Origin of the sequence: Rugamonas brunnea, from assembly GCF_014042345.1 — a bacterium.
Taxonomy (GTDB): Bacteria; Pseudomonadota; Gammaproteobacteria; order Burkholderiales; family Burkholderiaceae_D; genus Rugamonas; species Rugamonas brunnea.
The window spans coordinates 144,883-166,383 of the sequence record NZ_JACEZT010000006.1 but is presented as its reverse complement, the minus strand read 5'-3'; the positions used below and the strand labels follow the sequence as shown (position 1 = coordinate 166,383).

Annotated in this window: 15 protein-coding genes; 12 read left to right on the top strand and 3 right to left on the bottom strand. The window is 67.6% G+C overall.

The annotated features are described in order from the left end of the window. Nucleotides 1–2: 2 nt before the first annotated feature. Genes H3H37_RS11260 through H3H37_RS11250 form a run of 3 tightly spaced genes read right to left on the bottom strand, consistent with a single transcriptional unit; the run spans nucleotide 3 to nucleotide 2,747 of the window. Complete coding sequence (locus tag H3H37_RS11260) at nucleotides 3–1,211, bottom strand: ABC transporter substrate-binding protein (RefSeq protein ID WP_182162415.1); 1,209 nt, start codon at nucleotides 1,209–1,211, stop codon at nucleotides 3–5. A gap of 58 nt (nucleotides 1,212–1,269) precedes the next feature. Next, complete coding sequence (locus H3H37_RS11255; RefSeq protein WP_182162413.1) at nucleotides 1,270–1,977, bottom strand: ABC transporter ATP-binding protein; 708 nt, start codon at nucleotides 1,975–1,977, stop codon at nucleotides 1,270–1,272. Next, nucleotides 1,977–2,747, bottom strand: coding sequence for an ABC transporter ATP-binding protein (locus H3H37_RS11250; protein WP_182162411.1), 771 nt, complete (start codon nucleotides 2,745–2,747; stop codon nucleotides 1,977–1,979). Before H3H37_RS11250 ends, H3H37_RS11255 begins: the two co-directional genes overlap by 1 nt. 415 nt (nucleotides 2,748–3,162) lie before the next feature. Between H3H37_RS11250 and H3H37_RS11245 the strand changes: the two genes are divergently transcribed. The 12 genes from H3H37_RS11245 to H3H37_RS11190 all read left to right on the top strand — a co-directional run bounded on the left by H3H37_RS11245 (nucleotide 3,163) and on the right by H3H37_RS11190 (nucleotide 21,454). Then, on the top strand, nucleotides 3,163–4,389 hold the full coding sequence (locus H3H37_RS11245; protein ID WP_182162409.1) for a porin: 1,227 nt from the start codon (nucleotides 3,163–3,165) through the stop codon (nucleotides 4,387–4,389). A gap of 100 nt (nucleotides 4,390–4,489) precedes the next feature. Further along, nucleotides 4,490–5,683 (top strand): E22 family MetX-like putative esterase, encoded by a 1,194-nt coding sequence (locus tag H3H37_RS11240; RefSeq protein WP_182162407.1) that lies wholly within the window; start codon nucleotides 4,490–4,492, stop codon nucleotides 5,681–5,683. A 124-nt stretch (nucleotides 5,684–5,807) separates the two neighbouring features. Beyond that, entirely contained in the window at nucleotides 5,808–6,044 is a 237-nt protein-coding gene (locus tag H3H37_RS11235; RefSeq protein WP_182162405.1) for an antitoxin, read from the top strand. After that, a complete protein-coding gene (locus H3H37_RS11230; protein WP_182162403.1) occupies nucleotides 6,044–6,469 on the top strand; it encodes a type II toxin-antitoxin system VapC family toxin in 426 nt (141 codons plus the stop codon). Before H3H37_RS11235 ends, H3H37_RS11230 begins: the two co-directional genes overlap by 1 nt. A gap of 200 nt (nucleotides 6,470–6,669) precedes the next feature. Continuing rightward, nucleotides 6,670–8,925 carry a TonB-dependent receptor gene (locus H3H37_RS11225; protein WP_182162401.1) on the top strand — a complete coding sequence of 752 codons (2,256 nt, stop codon included), beginning with the start codon at nucleotides 6,670–6,672 and terminating at the stop codon, nucleotides 8,923–8,925. Nucleotides 8,926–9,029: 104 nt separating this feature from the next. Next, nucleotides 9,030–9,878: a carotenoid biosynthesis protein gene (locus H3H37_RS11220; RefSeq protein ID WP_182162399.1), complete on the top strand. Its 849-nt coding sequence runs from the start codon at nucleotides 9,030–9,032 to the stop codon at nucleotides 9,876–9,878. Continuing rightward, nucleotides 9,878–11,266, top strand: coding sequence for an oxygenase MpaB family protein (locus H3H37_RS11215; RefSeq protein ID WP_182162397.1), 1,389 nt, complete (start codon nucleotides 9,878–9,880; stop codon nucleotides 11,264–11,266). Before H3H37_RS11220 ends, H3H37_RS11215 begins: the two co-directional genes overlap by 1 nt. After that, a complete protein-coding gene (locus tag H3H37_RS11210; RefSeq protein WP_182162395.1) occupies nucleotides 11,263–14,835 on the top strand; it encodes a hybrid sensor histidine kinase/response regulator family protein in 3,573 nt (1,190 codons plus the stop codon). The genes H3H37_RS11215 and H3H37_RS11210 overlap by 4 nt, the downstream gene beginning before the upstream one ends. Beyond that, nucleotides 14,832–15,779, top strand: coding sequence for a diguanylate cyclase domain-containing protein (locus H3H37_RS11205; RefSeq protein ID WP_182162393.1), 948 nt, complete (start codon nucleotides 14,832–14,834; stop codon nucleotides 15,777–15,779). The genes H3H37_RS11210 and H3H37_RS11205 overlap by 4 nt, the downstream gene beginning before the upstream one ends. Before the next feature lie 13 nt (nucleotides 15,780–15,792). Next, complete coding sequence (locus tag H3H37_RS11200; RefSeq protein ID WP_182162391.1) at nucleotides 15,793–16,476, top strand: Hpt domain-containing protein; 684 nt, start codon at nucleotides 15,793–15,795, stop codon at nucleotides 16,474–16,476. A 132-nt stretch (nucleotides 16,477–16,608) separates the two neighbouring features. Beyond that, nucleotides 16,609–20,556: a PAS domain S-box protein gene (locus H3H37_RS11195; RefSeq protein ID WP_182162389.1), complete on the top strand. Its 3,948-nt coding sequence runs from the start codon at nucleotides 16,609–16,611 to the stop codon at nucleotides 20,554–20,556. After that, nucleotides 20,537–21,454, top strand: a complete 918-nt coding sequence (locus H3H37_RS11190) for a diguanylate cyclase (RefSeq protein ID WP_182162387.1) — start codon at nucleotides 20,537–20,539, stop codon at nucleotides 21,452–21,454. The genes H3H37_RS11195 and H3H37_RS11190 overlap by 20 nt, the downstream gene beginning before the upstream one ends. The last annotated feature ends 47 nt before the right edge of the window (nucleotides 21,455–21,501 follow it).

Below are 21,501 nucleotides of genomic sequence, written 5' to 3'. Positions count from 1 at the left end.
GCTTACTTCCACAGCGCGCACTTCGATTCGGCCTTGGTCAGATAAGCCTGCTCGCCGGGGATGGTGGCGGCGATCCGGTAGTAGTCCCATGGATACTTGGACTCGGACGGCTTTTTCACCTCCATCAGGAACATGTCGTGCACCATGCGGCCGTCCGGACGGATGGTGCCGTTGGTGGCGAACATGTCGTTGATCGGGGTCTTCTTCAGGTAGGCCATGACCTTGTCGCCATCGTCCGTGCCCAGCGCGTGCACGGCCTTCAAGTAGGTGGCGGCGGCCGAATAGTCGGCTGCCTGCAGCATGGAAGGCTCCTTCTTCATCTTGGCGAAGTAGCGCTTGGCCCACTCGCGGGAGGCCGGTGTGCGGTCCCAGTACCAGGCGTCGGTCAGGTACATGCCCTGGGTGACGTTCAGGCCCAGCGAGTGCACATCGTTGATCGACACCAGCAGGCCGGCCAGCTTCATGCTGCGCAGGATGCCGAACTCGTTGGCCGCCTTGATGGCGTTCATGGTGTCGCCGCCGGCATTGGCCAGGCCCAGGATCTGCGCCTTGGAGGCCTTGGCCTGCAACAGGAAGGACGAGAAATCGGCCGCCGACAAGGGATGCTTGACGCTGCCCAGCACCGTGCCGCCGTTGGCCTTGACCACGTCAGCCGTGTCCTTTTCCAGCGCGGCGCCGAACGCGTAGTCGGCCGTCAGGAAGTACCACGACTTGCCGCCCTGCTTGAGCAGCGCGCCGCCGGTGCCGCGCGCCAGTGCCACCGTGTCGTAGGCGTAATGCACGGTGTAGGGCGTGCACTCCTCGTTGGTCAGGCGCGCGGAGCCGGCGCCGATCGAGATGAACACCTTCTTCTTCTCGGCCGCCACCTTGGCCATGGCCAGGTTGGCGCCCGAGTTGGTGCCGCCGATCAGTAGGTCCACGCCCTGCTGGTCGAACCATTCGCGCGCCTTGGAGGCGGCGATGTCGGCCTTGTTCTGGTGGTCGGCCGAGATGAATTCGACTTTTTTACCGGCCACCACCACGCCCGCATCGACGATGGCCATCTTGATCGCTTCCGCGCCACCGGGACCGTCGATGTCCGAATACAGGCCGGACATGTCGGAAATGAAGCCGATCTTGATGGTGTCGCCCGAGACCTGCGCTTGCGCGGCGCCGGACAGGCCCATGGCGCACACGGTGGCGGCGGCGATGGCGATTGATTTCAACTGCATAGAGTCTCCGTTTGGTATGGTTGTTGTTGGTTTGTTTGTTACGCCGGCCGGGCCGGTGTTACACACCCAGCAGCTCGGTCAGCAGCGGCATCTTGGCGTTCAATTCGGGGGCGGCGAAGGTTTCCACGATCTGCCCGTGCTCCATCACGTAGAAGCGGTCCGCCAGCGGCGCGGCGAAGCGGAAGTTCTGCTCCACCATCACGATGGTGTAGCCCTTGGCCTTGAGCGTGGTGATCATGCGGGCCAGGCCCTGCACGATGACGGGGGCCAGCCCTTCCGAGATTTCATCGAGCAGCAGCAGCCGCGCGCCGGTGCGCAAGATGCGGGCCACGGCCAGCATCTGCTGCTCGCCGCCCGACAGCCTTGTGCCCTGGCTATGCTTGCGTTCTTCGAGATTGGGGAACATGGCGTAGATCTCCGCCACCGACATGCCCTGCTCGCCCGTGGCCAGTTGCGGCGGCATCATCAGGTTTTCTTCCGTCGACAGCGACGAGAAAATGCCGCGCTCCTCCGGGCAGTAGCCGACGCCCAGGTGCGCCACCTTGTGGGTGGGCAGGCCGATCGCCTCCACGCCGTTGACCTTGATCGACCCCGTGCGCGCCCCCGTCAGGCCCATGATGGCGCGCATGGTCGTGGTACGGCCGGCGCCATTACGGCCCAGCAGCGTGACCACTTCGCCCGGTTGCACCTTCAGGTTCACGTTGTGCAGGATGTGGGATTCGCCGTACCAGGCTTGCAGATTGGTGATTTCCAGCGCGGCCGTCATCAGTGCGCTCCTTCCAGCGCTGCCGCTTCCGTGCCCATGTAGGCTTCCATCACTTGCGGGTTGCTCGACACTTCGGCATAGCTGCCCTCGGCCAGCATGGCGCCGCGCTGCAGGACGGAGATCTTGTCGCAGATGCCGGACACCACTTTCATGTTGTGCTCGACCATCAGGATGGTGCGGCCTGCCGACACTTTCTTGATCAGTTCCGTGACCCGGTGCACGTCCTCGTGGCCCATGCCCTGGGTCGGTTCGTCGAGCAGCATCAGTTCCGGTTCCATGGCCAGCGTGGTGGCGATTTCCAGCGCCCGCTTGCGCCCGTACGGCAGATCGACCGTGATGGTGTCGGCAAACGCCGTCAAGTCCACTTCAGCCAGCAAGGCCATGGCCCGTTCGTTGAGTTTGGCGAGCGTGCGCTCGCTCTGCCAGAAACTGAAGCTGCTGCCCAGTTGCCGTTGCAGGCCGATGCGCACGTTCTGCAGCACGGTCAGGTGCGGAAAGACCGCCGAAATCTGGAACGAGCGGATCACCCCCATGCGGGCGATCTGCGCGGGCTGGTGGGCGGTGATGTCCTTGCCGTTGAACAGGATCTGGCCCGAACTGGGGACCAGGAACTTGGTGAGCAGGTTGAAGCAGGTGGTCTTGCCAGCCCCGTTGGGGCCGATCAGCGCATGGATATGGCCGCGCTTGACGCGCAAATCCACGCCCTGCACGGCACTAAATCCCCGGAACTGCTTGCACAGCTTGCGGGTTTCCAGGATGACGTCGGTCATCGTGTCTCCTTGTTGATGTCGTTCTTATCGCCGGCCGTGGCCGTCCCGCGCATGGCGCTGCGTACAGCTGGTACGCCCTGCGGTCGTGTGGTTTTGTTCGCCACATCGCCGCTTTATTCATGCGTCGGTGAATAAACTATATCAATGCGTTCACCGGGCCGCAAGCGATTTTATTGTGCAAGTCACGCATTCATGCGGCTTACAACGCCTTCTGTGCTACGTGCGCCACAGGCAATTGATTTATCTTGCGGTAAATTTTTACCGCTGCTAGCATTTATTCATCGACCAATGAAATTTAGGTCGAACAGGGAAACCAGCCCCATACCTGGAGCCACCCACGGTGGCGCCGGCCCGGTCTACCCGGCGTCCATCGCTTATTTTCTGGACCGCAACACAACAAGAAATAGAGGAAGACATGCAACAACGACTCAAACCGATGGCGCTCGCGATCTGCCTGGCCGCTCCCCTGCTGGGCAACGCGGCGGAATTCAACGTCGGCAGCAACACCGTCATCAACCTGGGCGGCCTGTTCGCCGTGGGCGCCAAGAGCGCCGAGGTGACCGACACCGCCCGCGCCGTGCAACGCGAATCGCGCGTGGACGACAACACCTCGCGCGTCATCATTTCCGGCAACACGGATCTGGGCAACGGCCTGAAAGCCATCTTCCGCCTGGAAAGCCGCTTCACGGCCGACACCCGCCCCAGCACCCCGCTGGTTCCCGGCTCCACCACCAACGTGGGCGCCGGCACTGGCTGGGCCGACGGCGACACCTGGGCCGGCCTGGCCGGCGACTTCGGCAGCGTCTACTTCGGTAAATCCACGCTCTACTACGCCGACACCATGGCCATCCCCAACCTGGGCATCAAGGGCGCGGGCGAGTCCTACCGCATCTGGGACGGCAACGGCCTGAGCACCTTCAACATGCTGAGCCAGGTCGGCACCAAGGGCGGCGTGCTGACCACGCTGGGCATCACCCGCTCGCAGAACGTGGTGCGCTGGGATACGCCCACCGTGAAAGGCTTCGACGGCAGCCTGGCCTACACCAAGAACGCGTCCGGCGACGAAAACCACTTCGGCTGCGCCGGTTGCGCGGCGGACTATGAGTCGGGCGGCACCTGGTATGGCCGCCTGCGCTACAACGAAGGCCCGATCTCGGCCTCGATGAGCGTGTTCCACACCAAGGTGCAAGGCGCCGTCGTCACCGCGCCCTACCTGGGCCCGCTGGACAAGACCGGCTACCGCGCCGGCGTCGCCTACACCTTCCCGACCAACCTGAAAGTGGGCCTGGTGTACGACAACACCAACGTCCACAACGGCATCCCCGGCGCCACGGGCGACGCCAAGCGCGGCGTGTTCTCCATCCCCGTCAGCTACATGTGGGACAAGCACGCCGCCTACCTGACCTACACCAGGGCCGGCAGCACCAGCAACCTGGACAGCAGCGGCGCCAAGCAGCTCAACCTGGGCTACGACTACGCGTTCGCCAAGAACACCTTCATCGGCGTGTTCTTCACCCAGTTGAAGAACGACAGCAACGGCAGCTACTCGCCGTTCCTGAGCAACAGCGCGCTGGGCGGCTCGGCGCCCAAGACGGGTGAAGGCTTCCGCCAGATCTCGCTGGACATCAACTACTGGTTCTAAGCTGGCGCGCGCGATAAACGCGCCAAGCCAGTAACGCCCTGATGCGGAACGGCCGGCTCCGGCCGTTCCCGCCCTCCCCTCCCTATTTTCTGGACATCCTATGCGTACATTGAATCGCCTGGCAGTATTCGCACTGGCCGTGGCCGGCCTGTGCGGCGCCCGATCGGCCTGGTCCTACGACCAGCTGGTGGAAAAGAAGACCTTCACCCTCCCTGCCCTGACCACGGTGGGCGGCAAGACCATCAAGCAGGTCAAGGTCGGCTACGAAACCTACGGCACCCTGAACGCCGAAGGCAGCAACGCCATCTTCATCCCCCACTATTTTTCCGGCACCTCGCACGCGGCCGGTAAATATGCGGCCACCGATCCGGCGCCCGGCTACTGGGACGCCCTGATCGGCCCCGGCAAGCCGCTCGACACGGACAAATACTTCATCGTCTCGGCCGACAACCTGGTCAACCTGAACGTGAAAGACCCGCACGTCGTCACCACCGGCCCGGCCAGCATCAACCCCGATACGGGCAAGCCCTATGGCATGACCTTCCCCATCGTGACCTTCCGCGATTCCGTCAACGTCCACAAGGCGCTGGTGGACGCGCTCGGGGTCAAGCACCTGCAAGCGGTGATCGGCGCCTCCGGCGGCTCGATGCTGACGATGGAATGGGCCGCCTCCTATCCCGAGCTGGTGGAACGGGCCATCCCCGTGATTCCGGGCGGCGTGGCCTTCAATCCCTACGCAGTGGAAGTGGCCAGCGTGTGGGCATCGGCGGTGACCAGCGACCCGAAATGGAACCACGGCGACTATTACGGCAAGGAGGAACCGCTGCAAGGCGTGGCCGAAGCGATGAAGATGGTCAGCCTGTCGTCGCGCCACTACGGCTGGGCCGACCGCACGTTCGGCCGCAAGCCCGCGCAGGCCGGCCATGAGCCGATCGATAGCTGGGACAACCTGTACGCGATTGAAGCCACCTTCAACGCCGGCGCCGCCGCCGCGGCCAAGCGCACGGACGCCAACTCGCTGCTGTACACCATCAAGGCGAACCAACTGTTCAGCGTGTACCAGGCGGCCGACCTGCAACAGGGCCTGCAACGGATCAAGGCCCGCGTGCTGTTCATCCCGGCCGACTCCGACCTGCTGCTGTTCCCCGACTACAGCCGGCAAGCCATGGCCCTGCTTCGCGCCCAGGGCAAACAGGCCGAGATCTTCGAACTGCATGGCGACGGCGGCCACCTGGACGGCATCACCCAGATCATGCAGGCCGGACCGGCCATTCGCGCGTTCCTGAGCAAGTAAGCGCTTGTTCGCTACGCTTGGGTCAGCCAGAACATCTTTGACCCAAGCAATACCGGCCTTTCCTTATGCGCAAGCCTCAAAATTCGTGCTAAAGTACATCCAAGTACACACGAGGATAAACCACATGCGAACCACGCGGGCATTCAAGAACGGTAACTCGCAGGCCGTACGTATTCCTGCCGAAATCGCCTACGATCGGACAGACATCGAGCTGGAAATTGAGCGCGTTGGCGAAGAAATCAGGATACGTCCGGCGCGTCGGCCTTTAACTGGTGTCATGAAAAAATTCGCCCGGTTCGGACCAGACTTCATGGCTGAGGGCCGTGGCGAACAGGAACAAGAAGAGCGGGATACGTTGTAATGCCGTTATACATGCTCGACACCAATATGTGCATTTACCTGATGCGGAACCAACCAGAACAGGTCGCCCGCCGCTTCGCCCAGTGCTACGCCGGCGACGTCGTGATGTCCGCCATCACTTTTGCCGAGTTGCAGTACGGTGTAACCGTTGCGCAAGACAGCATGCTGCAAGGGCGTCATCTGGCCGCGCTCATTGAAGACATCCCGGTTGCGCCATTCGATGCGGCCGCCGCCTTGTCCTATGGCCCGATTCGGCAAGCCACGCGCGAGCGCAAGAGAGACCAGCTCGATAAACTCATCGCGTCGCACGCCGTTTCGCTGAATGTCACCCTGGTCACGAATAATGAGCGGGATTTTGCCGCCTATCCCGGCTTGCGCATCGAGAACTGGCTGACCCCGCCCCTGGCGCCTCCCGCCCGCCCATGATGGCCCATTTGTCGCCGTTGTCGCCGTTTTTCCACTCGCGCCCCAGCGAGGGACTATTTCCCAGCATCATGACCTGTTAGACTCATAAACCTTGCAGTATCAGGCAACATCATTATCAAATAATTATATGTGTAGTGAGACTAACATTCCGTGGCCGGGCCGGGGGTGGCGGTAGCACGACCAGACTGGGGAATGGTTCTATGATCAACAACAAAGCGCGCTGGCAGCCGGCGCTGCTGGCCGCATCCGTGTCGGCCGCCTTGCAGGGCATGGCGCACGCGCAATCCGTGCCGCCCACGCCCGACAACACCGACGGCCAGGTGCAGGAAGTCGTCGTCACCGCCCAACGCACCGCATCGCTCGAATCGCGCACGCCGGTGGCCATGTCCGTGCTGACGGGCGAGCAACTGCGCCAGGCCGGCCTGGACCAGCCCTCGGCGCTGGCCGCCCGCCTGCCCAATGTGCACCTGGACGGCGCCGCCGCCGCCCTGAAAATCACCATCCGCGGCGTGACCAACGCCGACACGACGGAAAAAGGCGACCCCTCGGCCGCCTTCATGGTCGATGGCGTCTACCTGGCCCGCCCCACCCAGCAGAACCTGAGTTTCTACGACGTGGACCGCATCGAAGTGCTGCGTGGTCCGCAAGGCACGCTGTACGGCCGCAACACGACGGCCGGCGCCATCAACGTGATCACCAACGCCCCCAGCCGCCAGCTGGAAGGCGCCGTCGGCGTGGAGCTGGGCGACTACGCCAGCCGCAAGGTCAACGCCATGCTCAACGTGCCCGTCAACGACGCGCTGGCGCTGCGCGCGGCCGTGGCCGCAAACCGCCACGACAGCTACCTGATCAACGGCCAGGGCACGCCCTACACGCTGGGCCTGGACCGCGACGACGTGTCGGGCCGCCTGTCGGCCAAGCTCACGCTGAGCCCCGCCGCCTCGCTGCTGCTGCGCGCCGACCATAGCTCGGTGCGCGACAACAGCGACCGCATCGTCCCGGACACCAATTTCTACCACGGCGTGGCCAGCGGCCAGCCCACCTGGTACGACGCCAGCACCGACCAGCGCTTGACCAACGGCTTCGTGCCGCCCAACACCCGTCCCGAGCAGGGCTACGACCACAAGACCACCACCGGCCTGTCGGCCGAACTGGCGTGGGACCTGGGTCCGGCCACCGTGACCTGGCTGGGCGCCCACCGCCGCTTCGACAACCACGTGCTGTTCAACTACTACTACCGCGTCAAGCCGACCTTCGCCATCGGCGTGCACCAGAATTTCGATGGCGTCAACACCCAGGATTCGCACGAGCTGCGCGTGGCCACCAACGGCAATGGCCCGCTCAGCGCGCAGGCCGGCCTGTACTACTTCCGCGAAGAGACGAACACGCTGTATACCTTCCGCGACCTGGCCCTGCTTGGCCTGCCGCCGTACTATGTATTCCCCACTGGCCCCACCATCGCCCGCAGCAAGGCCGTGTTCGGCCAGGCCACGTGGCGCCTGACGGACCGCCTGCGCGCCACGGCCGGCGTGCGCTACACCAGCGACGACAAGTCGCGCGTGGGTTCGACCAACTTCCAGCAAGGCCCGGTGTTCAACCCGGCCACCGACTTCAAGCTGCTCAACGCGGCCGATCTCGACACGCACAAAAACACCTGGCGCCTGGGCCTGGACTATGACGTTACGCCCACCACCTTCGCCTACGCCACGCTATCGACCGGCTACAAGGCGGGCGGTTTCAACGACGGTTGCCTGGCTGGCAGCAGCGCGCTGGGCATTCCGTGCCCGGCCGCCCTGGCCGTCCCCGCCAGCACGCTGTACTACCAGCCCGAGACGCTGACCTCGCGCGAGGCCGGCCTCAAGACCCGTTTCTGGGACAAGCGCGCCAGCCTGAACCTGGCCGTGTTCGACTACGACTACCGCAACCTGCAGTTGTCGGGCGTGGCCATCGTACGCGGCGCGCCGCAGTACGTCACCACCAACGCCGGCGTGGCCAGCGTCAAGGGCCTGGAGGCCGATGGCCAGATCAATCCAACCATCGACGACCGCATCAGCTACGGCCTGACCCTGCTCGACGCCCATTACGTGTCCTACACGCCGGACGGCGTGCACTCGTGGGCCGGCACCAAGCTTGATCGGGCGCCGTCGAACACCGTCACGGCCGGCTATGAACACCGGTTCCTGCTGGCTTCCGGCCAGCTGCGGGCCGGCATTGTGGCGCGCCGCAGCGCGGCCTACATCATCGGCGTGCCGACCCAGCAGCTGCGCTACACCATCCCGGCCCGCACCGCCAGCGACGCCACCGTGCGCTACCAGCCCAGCGGCGCGCCATGGAGCGTGCAGGCGCAAGTCAGGAACCTGGAGAACAAGGTGCAACCGATCGCCATCGACAGCTTCGGCATGGTGGTGCCCAGCGACCCACGCACCATCGCCGTGCGGTTCGACTATCGTTACTGAGACGCGTTACTGAAGTTCGTTATTGAAGTCGTCATTGCAAGCCCGCAGTCAGTCCGCCGCGTTCGCGCGGCGCCCGTCAACTCTATGATCCGAAAAAACCGCTCATGAAGTCTGCCCTGCACCACCTGCCCCGCTTCACCAACGTCCTGCTGATCGTGTTCCTGGCCGTGACGCTGTCACGCGGCTACGGCGACACCACCAAGCTGTTGATCGTCAGTTCGCTCGTCATGTTCGCCTGCTGCTGGAGCAGCGCCATCCACCTGCTGGGCGCGCGCGCCGCCCGCAACTTCGTCGTCATCGGCGTGGTGCTGGGCTGGATCGCGGAACAACTGGGCTCCAGCTACGGCTGGTTCTTCGGCAGCTACACCTACACGGACGTGCTGGGCCCGCGGCTGGGCGACGTGCCCGTCATCATCCCGCTGATGTGGTTCGCGCTGTGCTACGTGGCCTACGTGATCGGCAACCTGATCGTGTGGCAGTCGCCCACCGACGGCAAGCCCGCCTTGCGCCAGACGCTCGTCATGTCGCTGCTGGCGGCCATGATCGTCACCGCCTACGACCTGGGCGCCGATCCCTACATGGTGTACGGCCTCAAGGCCTGGATCATGACCAAGACCGACGGCTGGTGGTTCGGTGAAACCCTGCAAGGCTTCGTGGGCTGGATGCTGGTGTCGTTCACCATCGTGTTCCTGTTCCGCCTTACGCTGCGCAAGCGCGCGCCCGTGGCAGCGCTGCCCGTGGCGCGCGGCCACGCCATGGTCCCGCTGCTGGTCTACGGCGGCAGCATGGCGTTCCAGGCAGCCGAAGGCACGCCGGTGGAAACCCGCACCATCGCCCTGTTCGCGATGGGCATCCCGCTGCTGGTGGCGCTGTGCGGCTTCGAACGCTGGCAGCAGCCGGCCCGGGAGAGCGCGCCGGCCAATGACGCAACCCCGCAATCGGTGAGGGCATAATGCGCGACACCATCACCCGCTCCAGCACCCTGCGCGCCGATCCGCTGGCCGACGATACCATCGCCCGCATCCTGGGCCCATGGGACAAGCACGGCGACAACGCGGCCCAATGGCAAGCCATCGCCACCGTCAACGACCAGCTCACGCAATGGCAGGCCAACGGCGCCCTGCCCGGCTGGCGCGCCAGCGAGCATGTACCGCCCGCCATCGCCGCCGCGCTGGAAGACTACATCCAGGCCGGCCTGCGCCTGCCCGACTGGGCCGAACCGGCCAAGATCGCCCGCGCCGAAGCGCTGTTCATGGACATGAGCATGCTCTCGTGCACCCTGCTGTTCTGCGCCAGCCTGCCCGAATGCTATGTGATCCCCGACCTGGCCGGTGTGTTGCACGCGGCCGGCCAGCTGGAACAGCACACCGACTACCGCATCCGCTCCACGGCGGCCATGCTGTTCCCCGTCATGATGCACGGCGGCCTGACCGACGCCAGCGGTGGCGGCGTGGCGCAAACGCTCAAGGTGCGGCTGATCCACGCCACCATCCGCCACCTGATCTTGCGCGGCAATCCATCCGACGCGGCGCGTCCCGAGGCGCCGGCCCAGGTGCCGCCGCTGCCCATGCTGGCCGGCCAACCGCGCAGCATGCAGGGCACCTTGTACGCCCACGGCTGGAATGTGGAACGCGATGGCCTGCCCTGCAACCAGGAGGAACTGGCCTACACCCTGCTCACCTTCAGCTATGTGTTCCTGCGCGCGCTGCGCAAGCTGGGCCTGGGTTTGCCGGCGGAAGACGAACACGCCTACCTGCATACCTGGAACGTGGTGGGCCACGTGCTGGGCATCGAGCGCACCATGATGGCCGACACCATGGAACAGGCCGAAGCGTTGTTCAACCGCATGCAGGCGAGCGGCCGGGTGCACCCTTTCCTACCCGATTCCCGTCCCGCGCTGGGCGCGGCCCTGATGCAGACCATGGAAAAGGAACTGCCGCTGCGCATACTCAAGCCCTTCCCCGTGCTGCTCACGCGCCACCTGTGCGGGCCGGCCGCCTCGCAGGACCTGGGACTGACGGGCCGCGTCTCGCTGCTGTCGCGCGCCCTGTTCGCCATTTCGATGGGCACCATCCGCCTGATCGATGCCACAGCGCGCCTGTTCTGGCCCCAGTTCTCGCTCTCGCGCCTGGTCACGCGCGTGGTCGGCTACCAGTTCACCGTCAAGCTACTGATGGACCAGACCCGCCCCCTGAAACTGCCCGACGCCCTGCTCAACCAGGTCGGCGCCGTCACGTCCGGCTGGGACCAGGACCGCCAGGCGCCGCGCTGGGTCAACGCGCTCGAAACCCGCCTGACGGGCCGTCGCAAGCACCTGATCCCGACCGGGCCGCAGCCATGACCGGGGCGCCGTCGTTCGCTTTCCGCGCGTCGCGCGCGGCCCGGGCCTTGCGCGCCCGGCTGGCCGGCTGGCCACCATTGCCGGCGTTGCCATCCGCATTGCTGTCCGTTCTGCTGTCCTTGCTGTTACTGCTGCCCGGCGCCAGCCGGGCCGCCCCCCTCTTGCTGGACGACGCGGTGGGCCAGGTCGACGCCTGGCCCGCCCTGACCGTCCTGTCCGACCCCGGCGGCAAGCTCGATGTGCATGGCGCCGTCGCCGCCGCCAGCCGCTTCGCCCGCCCCGATTCCGCCTACGCCACCCTGGGTGTGCACCGCGATGTGCTGTGGCTGCGCATTCCCGTCGCCGTGGCGCCCGGCGGCGAGGGCGACTGGATACTCAATATCGACTACGCGGCCCTGAACCGGGTCGACCTGTACGTGAGCGCCAACGGCGCCATCGTGCGCCACGCGGCCATGGGCAACCTGCTGCCCCGCTCCGTGCCCGGCGGCCGCGGACGGGCGCCCGCCGTGGCCCTCAAGCTGGCGCCGGGCACTGGCCAGGAACTGTGGCTGCGGGTGCAGAACACAGGCTCGATGATCCTGCCGATCCGCCTGTCCACGCCGGCCACCTTCCACGCCGCCGCCCTCAATGAGCAGATGCTGCAAGGCCTGCTGATCGGCCTGAGCCTGTGCCTGCTGCTCTACAGCCTGGCCCAGTGGATCAACCTGCGCGAACCGTTGTTCGGCAAATACGCGCTGCTCACGGCCGGCACCACCATGTTCTCGGTCGAGTTCTTCGGCCTGGGCACACAATACCTGTGGGGCAGCGAACCATGGATGACCATGCACGCCGGCGGCCTGTTCGCGCTGATGGCGTCCTGCGGCGCCTACCTGTTCGTGGAGCAGGCGCTGGCCCGCCCCGGCATGGACCGCGTGTTCAGCCGCCTGATGCACACCGGCGCCGTGCTGGCCCTGATCAGCGCCGCCGCCTACGCCACCGACATCATCGGCGTGCAGACGCTGGTGGCCATCGTCAGCACGCTGGGCCTGATGCCCATGCTGCTCGGCCTGCCCGGCGCCTTCATGCGCGCGCGCCGCGGCGACGCCGTCGGCATCTACTTCCTGATCGGCTGGGCCGTCAGCTTCATGTCCTCGGTGCTGCTATCGCGCGTCATCAACGGCGCCGTGGCCGCCAACTTCTGGACCATGCACGCGCTCCAGTTCGGCAACATGTTCGACATGCTGGTGTTCATGCGCATCCTCGGCCTGCGCACCAAGGCCATGCAAAGCGCCATGCTGCGCGCCGAAGCGGCCACCCGCATGAAGTCCGACTTCCTGGCCAACATGAGCCACGAGATCCGCACCCCGCTCAACGCCATCATCGGCATGAGCCAGCTGGCCATGATGGCCGAACCGAGCCCCCGGTTGCGCAATTACGTGAGCAAGATCGAAGGCGCCGGCCAGCACCTGCTGGGCATCATCAACGACATCCTGGACTTCTCCAAGATCGAGGCCGGCAAGCTGGCGCTCGAATCCGTGCCGTTCGCGCTGGACGACCTGCTGGAGCACCTGGCCAGCCTGACGGCCATCAAGACCGACGACAAGCGCGTGGAACTGGTGTTCCGGGTCGAGCGCGGCGTGCCGGCCCGCCTGGTGGGCGACCCGCTGCGGGTGGGCCAGATCCTGATCAACCTGACCAACAACGCCGTCAAGTTCACCGACCGCGGCGAGATCGTGGTGGCGGTGGACGTGGCCGAACGCAAGGGCGATCAGGTGACGCTGCGCTTCAGCGTCAGCGACACCGGCATCGGCATGAACGAGGAACAGCTGGTGCGCCTGTTCCAGTCGTTCAGCCAGGCCGACGGGTCCATCACGCGCCGCTACGGCGGCACGGGCCTGGGCCTGTCCATCTCCAAGCAACTGGTGGAGCTGATGGGCGGCAGCATCCGCGTCAACAGCACACCCGGCGTGGGCAGCCGCTTCACCTTCACCGTCACGCTGGACGTGGCCGATCCGGCCAGCGCTCCCGTGGTGGCGCCGGCCGAAGCGCTGCGCCAGGTGCGCGTGATGGTGGTCGACGACAGCGCCACGGCGCGCGACGCGCTGGTCGAGATGCTGTCCTCGTTCGGCGTCACGGCCCATGGCGCCAGCTCCGGCGAGGAATCGCTGTACCTGCTGGCGCGCGCGGCCGACGAGGGTGTGCCCTACCAGGTGGTGCTGATGGACTACATGATGCCCGGCTGGGACGGCGTCGAGACCATCCGCCGCATCCACGCCGACCCGCGCCTGGCCGCGCCGCCGGCCATCCTGATGGTCAGCGCCTGCACCCGCGAAACGGTGCAGCAGCAGGAAGGCCAGTTCCAGCTGCATGGCTTCCTCACCAAGCCGGTCGGCCCGGCCCTGCTCTATCACAGCCTGCTGCAGGTGCTGCGCCCCGACTTGGCCGGCGCCCCCGCCAACGGGGACGGCCTGTCCATGCGCGCGCCGGACCTGGCACGCCTGGCCGGCGCCCGCATCCTGCTGGTGGACGACAACGCCAACAACCGCGAAGTGGCGCAGGACTTCCTGGCCATGGCGCGGGTCGAGGTGGACGTGGCCATCCACGGCGGCGAGGCCGTGCGCATGGTGCAGGAGCGCGACTACGACGTGGTGCTGATGGATATCCAGATGCAGGAAGTGGACGGCCTGACGGCCACCATCCAGATCCGCGCCCTGCCCGGCCTGCGCGAGCTGCCCATCATCGCCATGACGGCGCACGCCATGGCGGGCGACCGCGAAAAGAGCCTGGCGGCCGGCATGAACGACCACGTGACCAAGCCGATCAACCCGGAATTGCTGTTCCGCGCCCTGCACAAGTGGATAGACCCGGCCCGGCTGGCCGGGCGCCAGCCGGCCGCCATGCCCGGCCTGGCCGCCGGCGACGACGCCCCGCACGCGGCCGCGCCGCTGCCGCCCGTGCCCGGCATCATCTGGCAACAGGCGCTCGACAGCGTGGGCCAGCAGCGCGCCCGGCTGCACAAACGCATCGCCAGCTTCGTGCAGGAATACCAGGGCGGGCCGCAAGTGGTGCGCGAGGCGCTGCGGGCCGGCCACCACGCGGCCCTGCAAAGCCTGGCCCACAACCTCAAGTCGAGCGCGGCCTACCTGGGTGCGGCCGAACTGTCGGCCCAGGCCAACGCTGTCGAACAGGCGTTGCGCTCGGGCCAGCATGAGCGCTGCGCGGCGCTGGCGCCGGAACTGGCCGACACGCTGGCCACGGTGCTGGCCGGCCTGGCCGCCATCGAAGCACCGTCGCCCGCTCCGGCCGCAGCCCCGGCCAGTCCGGCCGCCAGCAGCGCGCCGCCCGCCGCGGCGCCCGACATGCCCGGCGCCGCCGCCCTGATCCGCCAGCTCGAAGCCTACCTGCGCGACGACGACGCGCGCGCCGAGGATGCCTTGCACGCGCTGCAAGCCCTGCCCGGCGCGGCCCGCCATGGCGCACTTTTGGCGGTGATCCAGCATGCCGTGGACGAGATCGAATATGATGTGGCATTGGCACCGCTGGCCGAATTGGCGCGCGCCCTGAATCTGAATCTGGAAGTAAGCGCATGAATTTGCCTGGAATGCAAAAAGTACTGGTCGCCGACGACGACGCCATCAACCGCCAGGTGCTGGCCGAACTGCTCAAACCGGACTACACGGTACTGTTGGCCAAGAATGGCGCCCAGGCCCTGGAGCGGGCCACGCGCCACGCGCCGGACCTGATCCTGCTGGACGTAATGATGCCCGACATGGACGGCTACGAAGTGCTGCGCCGCCTGCGGGCCGACCCGCAGATGGCCGATATCGCCGTCATCTTCATTTCCGGCCTGGACCGCCCCGAGGACGAGGCCAACGGCCTCAAAATGGGCGTGGCCGACTACATCGCCAAGCCGTTCAACGCCACCGTGGTGCTGGCGCGGGTGGCGCTGCACCTGCAGATGGTGCGCCAGCGCCGCATGCTGGAACACCTGGCCCACGTGGACGGCCTGACGGAACTGGCCAACCGGCGCCGCTACGATGAGGTGTACGCCAACGAATGGCTGCGCACCCAGCGCAACGGCCGGCCGCTGTCGCTGGCCATGCTCGATATCGACTGCTTCAAACAGTACAACGACCATTACGGCCACCCCGCCGGCGACCGCGCGCTGCGCGCCGTGGCGCGCGCGGCGGCCGGCCACATGCGCCGCCCGGCCGACCTGGCGGCCCGCTACGGCGGCGAGGAACTGGTGCTGCTGATGCCCGACACCGACGGCGCCCAGGCCCTGCAAGTGGTGCAGGCGATCTGCGCGGAAGTGGCGCAACTGGCCATCGCCCACGCCGCCTCCACCGCCAGCCCGCTGCTCACCCTCAGCGCCGGCGGCGCCACCCTCCGCCTGCACAAAGGGGAAAGCGCGCAGGACCTGCTGGCCGCCGTTGACAGCCACCTGTACCTGGCCAAGCAGGCAGGCCGCAACCGCATCATCTGGCGGCCGGACCCGAACCTGGCGCCAACACCGGCCCCGGCCCACGGCTGAAGTGGGGCATGCCATGAACAAGGACGCCGGCCCGCCCGTCCTGGACCTGGAGGACGCCAGCGCCCGCAACGGCGTGCAGCGCCCGCTGCTGCTGAGCGCCGCGCGCGCCTTCGCGCACGCCTATGGCAACTTGCCGCCACAAGTCACCGCCCATCTGGCAGCCGGCGAACTGGCCGCGCTGGGGCAGGCCGCGCACCGCGTCAAGGGCGCCGCCACGCTGCTGGGCGCCTACCGGCTGGGCGCAGCCGCCGCCGCGCTGGAAGAAGCGGTACGCGCTGGCGATCCGGCCCACTTAACCCCGCTGACGCACAGCTTCGCCACGGAGCTGGAGGCGGCGCTGGCCGCCATGCGCGCCGTCTTCACACCGAATCCGCCGGACGTGGCCACCCCGTCAAACCTGCCGAACCGGCCAAACCTGCCGCCGTCGGACAACCCGACAGCCGCCCCGGACGGCACATCGGCGCCGCTGGCCGCCAACCCGGCACGGCACGCGGCAGCGGCCCGGCTGACCCGGCAACTGGTGCCGCTGCTGCGCGACGGCGATTACGCGGCCGCCGCCCTGCTCGACCAGCTCGATGGCCTGCTGGCCGGCGGCGCGCACGCCCCGCTGCTGGCCGAAATCCGCCAGCAGTTCGACGACCTGGAGACGGAACAGGCGGTGCAACTGGCCGAACGGCTGGGCGTCGCGCTGGGCTGACAAAAGCCCCCGCGCGGTCACAGCGCCGCCATTTTTTTCGCCAGTTGTCCAATACGAGGCAGTACAATAAAAAATCCCCCCAGGCGGTGGGCCGGAGGCGCGCACCCATGCGGGCCCATTTAGAAAAAGACAATGCGGGACAAAACCAGCGCGATCGCGCCCTACCTCAAACGGTATGCCACCTGGCGCCGGGCCGGCGTGGCGCTGCTGCTGGCCGGCGCGCTGGGCGCGGTCACCTACTGGGTAGGCCAGCGCGAGGAGCAGCGCGCCATTGCGGCTGCGGAGAGCCGCCTGCTGGGCCGCAGTGCCGCCAACGCCAGCCTGCTGGCGCAGCAGATCGGCACACTGGAGCGGGACGCCCTGTTCCTGGCCAGCCTGCCGCCGTTGCGCGGCATCGCACGCGCTGACGCCAACAGCGGCTACGACACGTTGGAAGCCACGCCCATCGGGCTGTGGCAGCGGCGCCTGACCAGCATCTTCAAAGCCTATGCCGGCACCAATCCCGACATCCTGCAAGTGAGCTTGATCGACGTGGCCGGCCAGGGCCGCGAACTGTTGCGGGTCAACCGGATCGGCGCGAGCATCGTCGCCGCCAACGCCGGCCAGTTGCGCCAGGCCGCGCAGGAACCCCACGTGCAGGCGGCGCTGCGCCTGACGCCGGGCCAGGTCTATGTGTCCGACATCGGCTTTGAACGGGCCGGCGGCCGCACCGCCACGCCTGCCACACCCGTGCTGCTGGCCGCAACTCCTGTCCTGGACGAACAACACCAGCCATTCGTCGTCATCGTCATCGACTACGCCGCCCGCGCCATCCTGACGCCGCCGGCCGCCAACCTGCCTCCGGACCTGAGCGCCTACCTGACCAATGGCCGGGGCGACTTCCTGCTGCACCCGCAGCCGGGCCACGCGTTCGGCTTTGAACGGGGCCGCCCGCTGCGCTGGCAGGACGAATTCCGCCTGCAGGACGGCAGCGCGCGCCCGCCGCTGGCCCGCTACGACGGGCCGGATGGCCCCGTGCTCGTGGCTGCGCGCCGCGTCAGCATCGACCCGCGCCATCCGGAACGCGACCTCACGCTGGCCCTGGCCGCCCCGCTCGCCCCCGCCATCTGGGCCGGCCACATGGCCCAGCTCATGCTGCTGGCGGCCATGCTGTGCGGCGGCCTGCTGGTGGGCGGCGCCGGCTACACGCTGCGGCGCCAGCGCCGCCGGCTGGATGAATACCGGGTCGCCGCCACGGCCCGCATCCGGGAACTGAACGTGTCGCTGGAACAGCAGGTACGCGAACGCACGCGCCAGATTGAATCGGTCACCATCCTGCAACGCGCCATCCTGGCCCATGCCTCGTACTCCATCATCGCCACCGACACGGACGGCATCATCCGCCTGTTCAACCCGGCCGCCGAGCGCATGTTGGGCTACCAGGCGGCCGAACTGCTGGGGAAATACACCCCCGAGCGGCTGCACGACCGCGACGAGGTGGCGGCCCGCGCGGTCGCCCTGTCGCAGGAACTGGGACGCGAGATCGCGCCCGGCTTCGAAGTGTTCGTGGCCAAGGCCAGGATGGGCATGGACAACGAGTACGCCTACACCTACGTGCGTAAGGATGGCAGCACCTTCCCCGCCCTGTTGTCGGTCAGCGCGCTGCGCGAGGATAGCGGCGCCATCATCGGTTTCCTGGGCATCGCCTCCGATATTTCCGCCCGCGAGCAGGACCGGCGCACGCTGGTGGCCGCGCGCGACCAGTTGCTGAACGCCTCGCGCGTGGCAGAGCTGGGAATCTGGACCTGGGAGCCGGCCAGCGACACGGTGGAATGGAACGAGCGCATGTTCGACTTCTACGATGTGCCGGAGCAGGAACGCGGCGGCCCGTCCTACGCCGGCTGGCAGGATCGGCTGCATCCGGACGACAAGGCGCGCGTGCTGGCCGGCCTGCGGGCCGCCGCCAGTGGCACGGCGCGCCAGCAGACCACGTTCCGCATCGTCTGCCGCGACGGCACGCTGCGCTATATGCAGGCCGTCACGTCGCAGGAACGGGACCGCCTGGGCCAAGTGGTGCGCGTGCTGGGCATCAACCGCGACATCACTTCCGAGCACGAGGCCGAGCAGACCTTACGGGCCGCGATGGCAGCGGCCGACGCGGCCAGCCGGGCCAAATCGGAATTCCTGGCCAACATGAGCCACGAGATCCGTTCGCCGCTGAACGCCGTGCTGGGCATGCTGGCCCTGCTCAAGCAAACCACGCTGGACGCGCGCCAGCGCGACTACACGGACAAATGCGAAGGCGCAGGCCGGGCCCTGCTGGGCATCCTCAACGACGTCCTCGACTTTTCCCGCGTGGAGGCCGGCAAGCTGACGCTCGACCCGCACACCTTCAGCATCCGCGACCTGCTGCACGAAGTCGACATCATCCTGAGCGCCAACGTGGGTGCGCGCGCCATCGCACTCCACTATGAGCTGGCCGACGATCTGCCGCCCTGGGTGGTGGGCGACGCGCTACGGCTGCGCCAGGTGCTGCTCAACCTGGGCGGCAACGCCATCAAGTTCACCCACGAGGGCGAAGTGGCGATCTCGGTCGCGGTGGTGCCGGCCGACGTGACGGCGCCCGCGCCGGAGGACGATCATGGCGGCCAGGGCAGCCAGGGTGGCGACGACAACCGGGCCGCGCTGGCGCTGCGTTTCGCCGTGCGCGACACGGGCATCGGCATCGCGCCCGAACAGCTGGCGCACATCTTCGACGGCTTCTCGCAGGGCGAGGCATCCACGGCGCGCCGCTACGGCGGTTCCGGGCTGGGCCTGGCCATCAGCCAGCGGCTGGTCCAAATGATGGGCGGCACGCTCACGGTGGACAGCACGCCCGGCGCCGGCAGCACATTCAGCTTCGTGCTGCCGCTGCAGCGCGGCCTGGCCCCGGCGCAAGGCACACCGGCCATGGCGCCAGTGACAGCCGCCGGCGCTGGCGCTCCGGCCGGCACCACGCCGGCCGCGCCGCTGACCGGCCTGCGCCTGCTGCTGGTCGAGGACTCCCCCATCAACCAGCAAGTGGCGGGCGAGTTGCTGCGCCACGCCGGCGCCACCGTCGACGTGGCCGATCATGGCCAGGCCGCGCTCGATGCGCTGGCGGCGGGCCCGCGCTACGACTGCGTGCTGATGGACGTGCAAATGCCCGGCATGGACGGCTACCAGGCCACGCGCCTGATCCGCGCCCTGCCGGGCATGGCGGACTTGCCCATCATCGCCATGACGGCCAACGCCATGCAGTCAGACCGCGAGCTGGCATTCCAGGCCGGCATGAACGACCACGTGGGCAAGCCCTTCGACCTGCCCCGGCTGCTGGCCGTGATCGCCCACCACACGGGCCGCGCCGCCAGCGACGGTGCGCCCCACGCCACGCCGGCGGCGCTGGCGCCGCTGCACGTGCCGCCGGCGCTGGGCATCAATGGTGCGGCCGCGCTGGCGCGCTTCAACGGCAACGCGTCCGTCTACCAGCGCGCGCTGCAACGCTTTGCCGCCGACTGCGGCCCGCTGGCGGCCCAGGTGCCGGAAACGCTGGACAGCCCCGCCGCCAAAGCCGCGGCGGCGCGCCAGCTCCACAGCATCAAAGGCCTGGGCGCCACCGTCGGCGCGGACGCGCTGGCGGCGCTGGCCCAGTCGATGGAACTGCTGCTGCGCAGCCAGGCCAGCCCCATGGACTGGCAAATGGAGCACGCCAGGCTGATCGCCGAAGCCCGGCGCGCCGCCTCGGCCGCCGCGGAACTGGCGGCCGGCATGGCCCAGCACCTGGCCGCGTTCACGGGTGAGGCCGACGATGGCGTGCGCGCCGACGCTGGCGCCTTGCCGCAGGAACTGGACCGGCTGCGCCGCCTGCTCGAAGCGTCCAGCCTGGACGCGCTGCCCCTGTTCGAGCGCCTGCTGCACGAGCAGCGGACGGCCCTGGAACCGGAAGCGGCCAGCCTGGAGGCGGCCATGGAAAGCTTCGACCTGGTGCGCGCGGCCGCCATCTGCCAGTCCATCCTGGACCGGCTGTCCCCCACCCCTCACTCTGGAAGGCAGGAACCTGATCATGCACAAGCTCTCTCCTGAACGGCGCGGCCGGGTGCTGGTGGTGGACGACCAGCCGATCAACATCCGCATGCTTCATGCCGTATTGGCCGAGGAATTCGAGGTGTTCGCGGCCACCAGCGGTGAACAGGCGCTCGAATTCTGCCGCAACAACAAGCCGGACCTGATCCTGCTGGACGTGGTGATGCCCGGCATGGACGGCCTGGCCGTGTGCCGCCGCCTCAAGGAAGACCAGGACACACGGGCCATCCCCGTCATCTTCGTCACGGCCGGCACCCTGGCCGAGGAGGAGAACGCCTGCTGGAGCGCGGGCGCGGCCGACTTTGTGTCCAAGCCGGTCAACCCGCTCACGCTGCGCAACCGGGTGCTGGCCCACCTGCAGTTCAAGTTGCACATGGACGCGCTGCAGGCCATGGCGTTCGCCGACGGCCTGACGGGCGTGGCCAACCGGCGCCTGTTCGACGATACGCTGGGCGCCGAATTCCGGCGCTGCGGCCGCAGCGGCGAGCCGCTGGCCATGCTGATGATCGATGTGGATGTCTTCAAGCGCTACAACGACCACTACGGCCACCAGGCCGGCGACGAATGCCTGAAGCGGGTGGCGCTGGCGCTCAAGCAGCACCTGAAGCGGCCCTACGACCTGGTGGCCCGCTACGGCGGCGAGGAATTCGCCTGCCTGCTGCCGGACACGGACGAAGCGGGCGCGCTGGCCATCGCCGAGGAACTGCGGCTGGCCATCGCGGCGCTGGCGATCGCCCATGCGGACAGTCCGGTGGCCGGCCACGTCACCATCAGCGTGGGTGTGGCCGCGCTGCGGCCCGAGCCCGATGGCGACAGCGCCGCCCTGCTGCGGCTGGCCGACCAGGCCCTGTACCGGGCCAAGCACGAAGGCCGCGACCGCTGCCGCCTGGCCCACTGAACGCGGGCCGGGGCCGGGGCCGAAGCCGACGCCGAAGCTGGAATCGG

What these genes read in the sequence shown, in the direction of transcription:
- H3H37_RS11260 (WP_182162415.1), bottom strand. Translation starts at nt 1,211, where the DNA reads ATGCAGTTGAAATCAATCGCCATCGCCGCCGCCACCGTGTGCGCCATG.
- H3H37_RS11255 (WP_182162413.1), bottom strand. Translation starts at nt 1,977, where the DNA reads ATGACGGCCGCGCTGGAAATCACCAATCTGCAAGCCTGGTACGGCGAA.
- H3H37_RS11250 (WP_182162411.1), bottom strand. Translation starts at nt 2,747, where the DNA reads ATGACCGACGTCATCCTGGAAACCCGCAAGCTGTGCAAGCAGTTCCGG.
- H3H37_RS11245 (WP_182162409.1), top strand. Translation starts at nt 3,163, where the DNA reads ATGCAACAACGACTCAAACCGATGGCGCTCGCGATCTGCCTGGCCGCT.
- H3H37_RS11240 (WP_182162407.1), top strand. Translation starts at nt 4,490, where the DNA reads ATGCGTACATTGAATCGCCTGGCAGTATTCGCACTGGCCGTGGCCGGC.
- H3H37_RS11235 (WP_182162405.1), top strand. Translation starts at nt 5,808, where the DNA reads ATGCGAACCACGCGGGCATTCAAGAACGGTAACTCGCAGGCCGTACGT.
- H3H37_RS11230 (WP_182162403.1), top strand. Translation starts at nt 6,044, where the DNA reads ATGCCGTTATACATGCTCGACACCAATATGTGCATTTACCTGATGCGG.
- H3H37_RS11225 (WP_182162401.1), top strand. Translation starts at nt 6,670, where the DNA reads ATGATCAACAACAAAGCGCGCTGGCAGCCGGCGCTGCTGGCCGCATCC.
- H3H37_RS11220 (WP_182162399.1), top strand. Translation starts at nt 9,030, where the DNA reads ATGAAGTCTGCCCTGCACCACCTGCCCCGCTTCACCAACGTCCTGCTG.
- H3H37_RS11215 (WP_182162397.1), top strand. Translation starts at nt 9,878, where the DNA reads ATGCGCGACACCATCACCCGCTCCAGCACCCTGCGCGCCGATCCGCTG.
- H3H37_RS11210 (WP_182162395.1), top strand. Translation starts at nt 11,263, where the DNA reads ATGACCGGGGCGCCGTCGTTCGCTTTCCGCGCGTCGCGCGCGGCCCGG.
- H3H37_RS11205 (WP_182162393.1), top strand. Translation starts at nt 14,832, where the DNA reads ATGAATTTGCCTGGAATGCAAAAAGTACTGGTCGCCGACGACGACGCC.
- H3H37_RS11200 (WP_182162391.1), top strand. Translation starts at nt 15,793, where the DNA reads ATGAACAAGGACGCCGGCCCGCCCGTCCTGGACCTGGAGGACGCCAGC.
- H3H37_RS11195 (WP_182162389.1), top strand. Translation starts at nt 16,609, where the DNA reads ATGCGGGACAAAACCAGCGCGATCGCGCCCTACCTCAAACGGTATGCC.
- H3H37_RS11190 (WP_182162387.1), top strand. Translation starts at nt 20,537, where the DNA reads ATGCACAAGCTCTCTCCTGAACGGCGCGGCCGGGTGCTGGTGGTGGAC.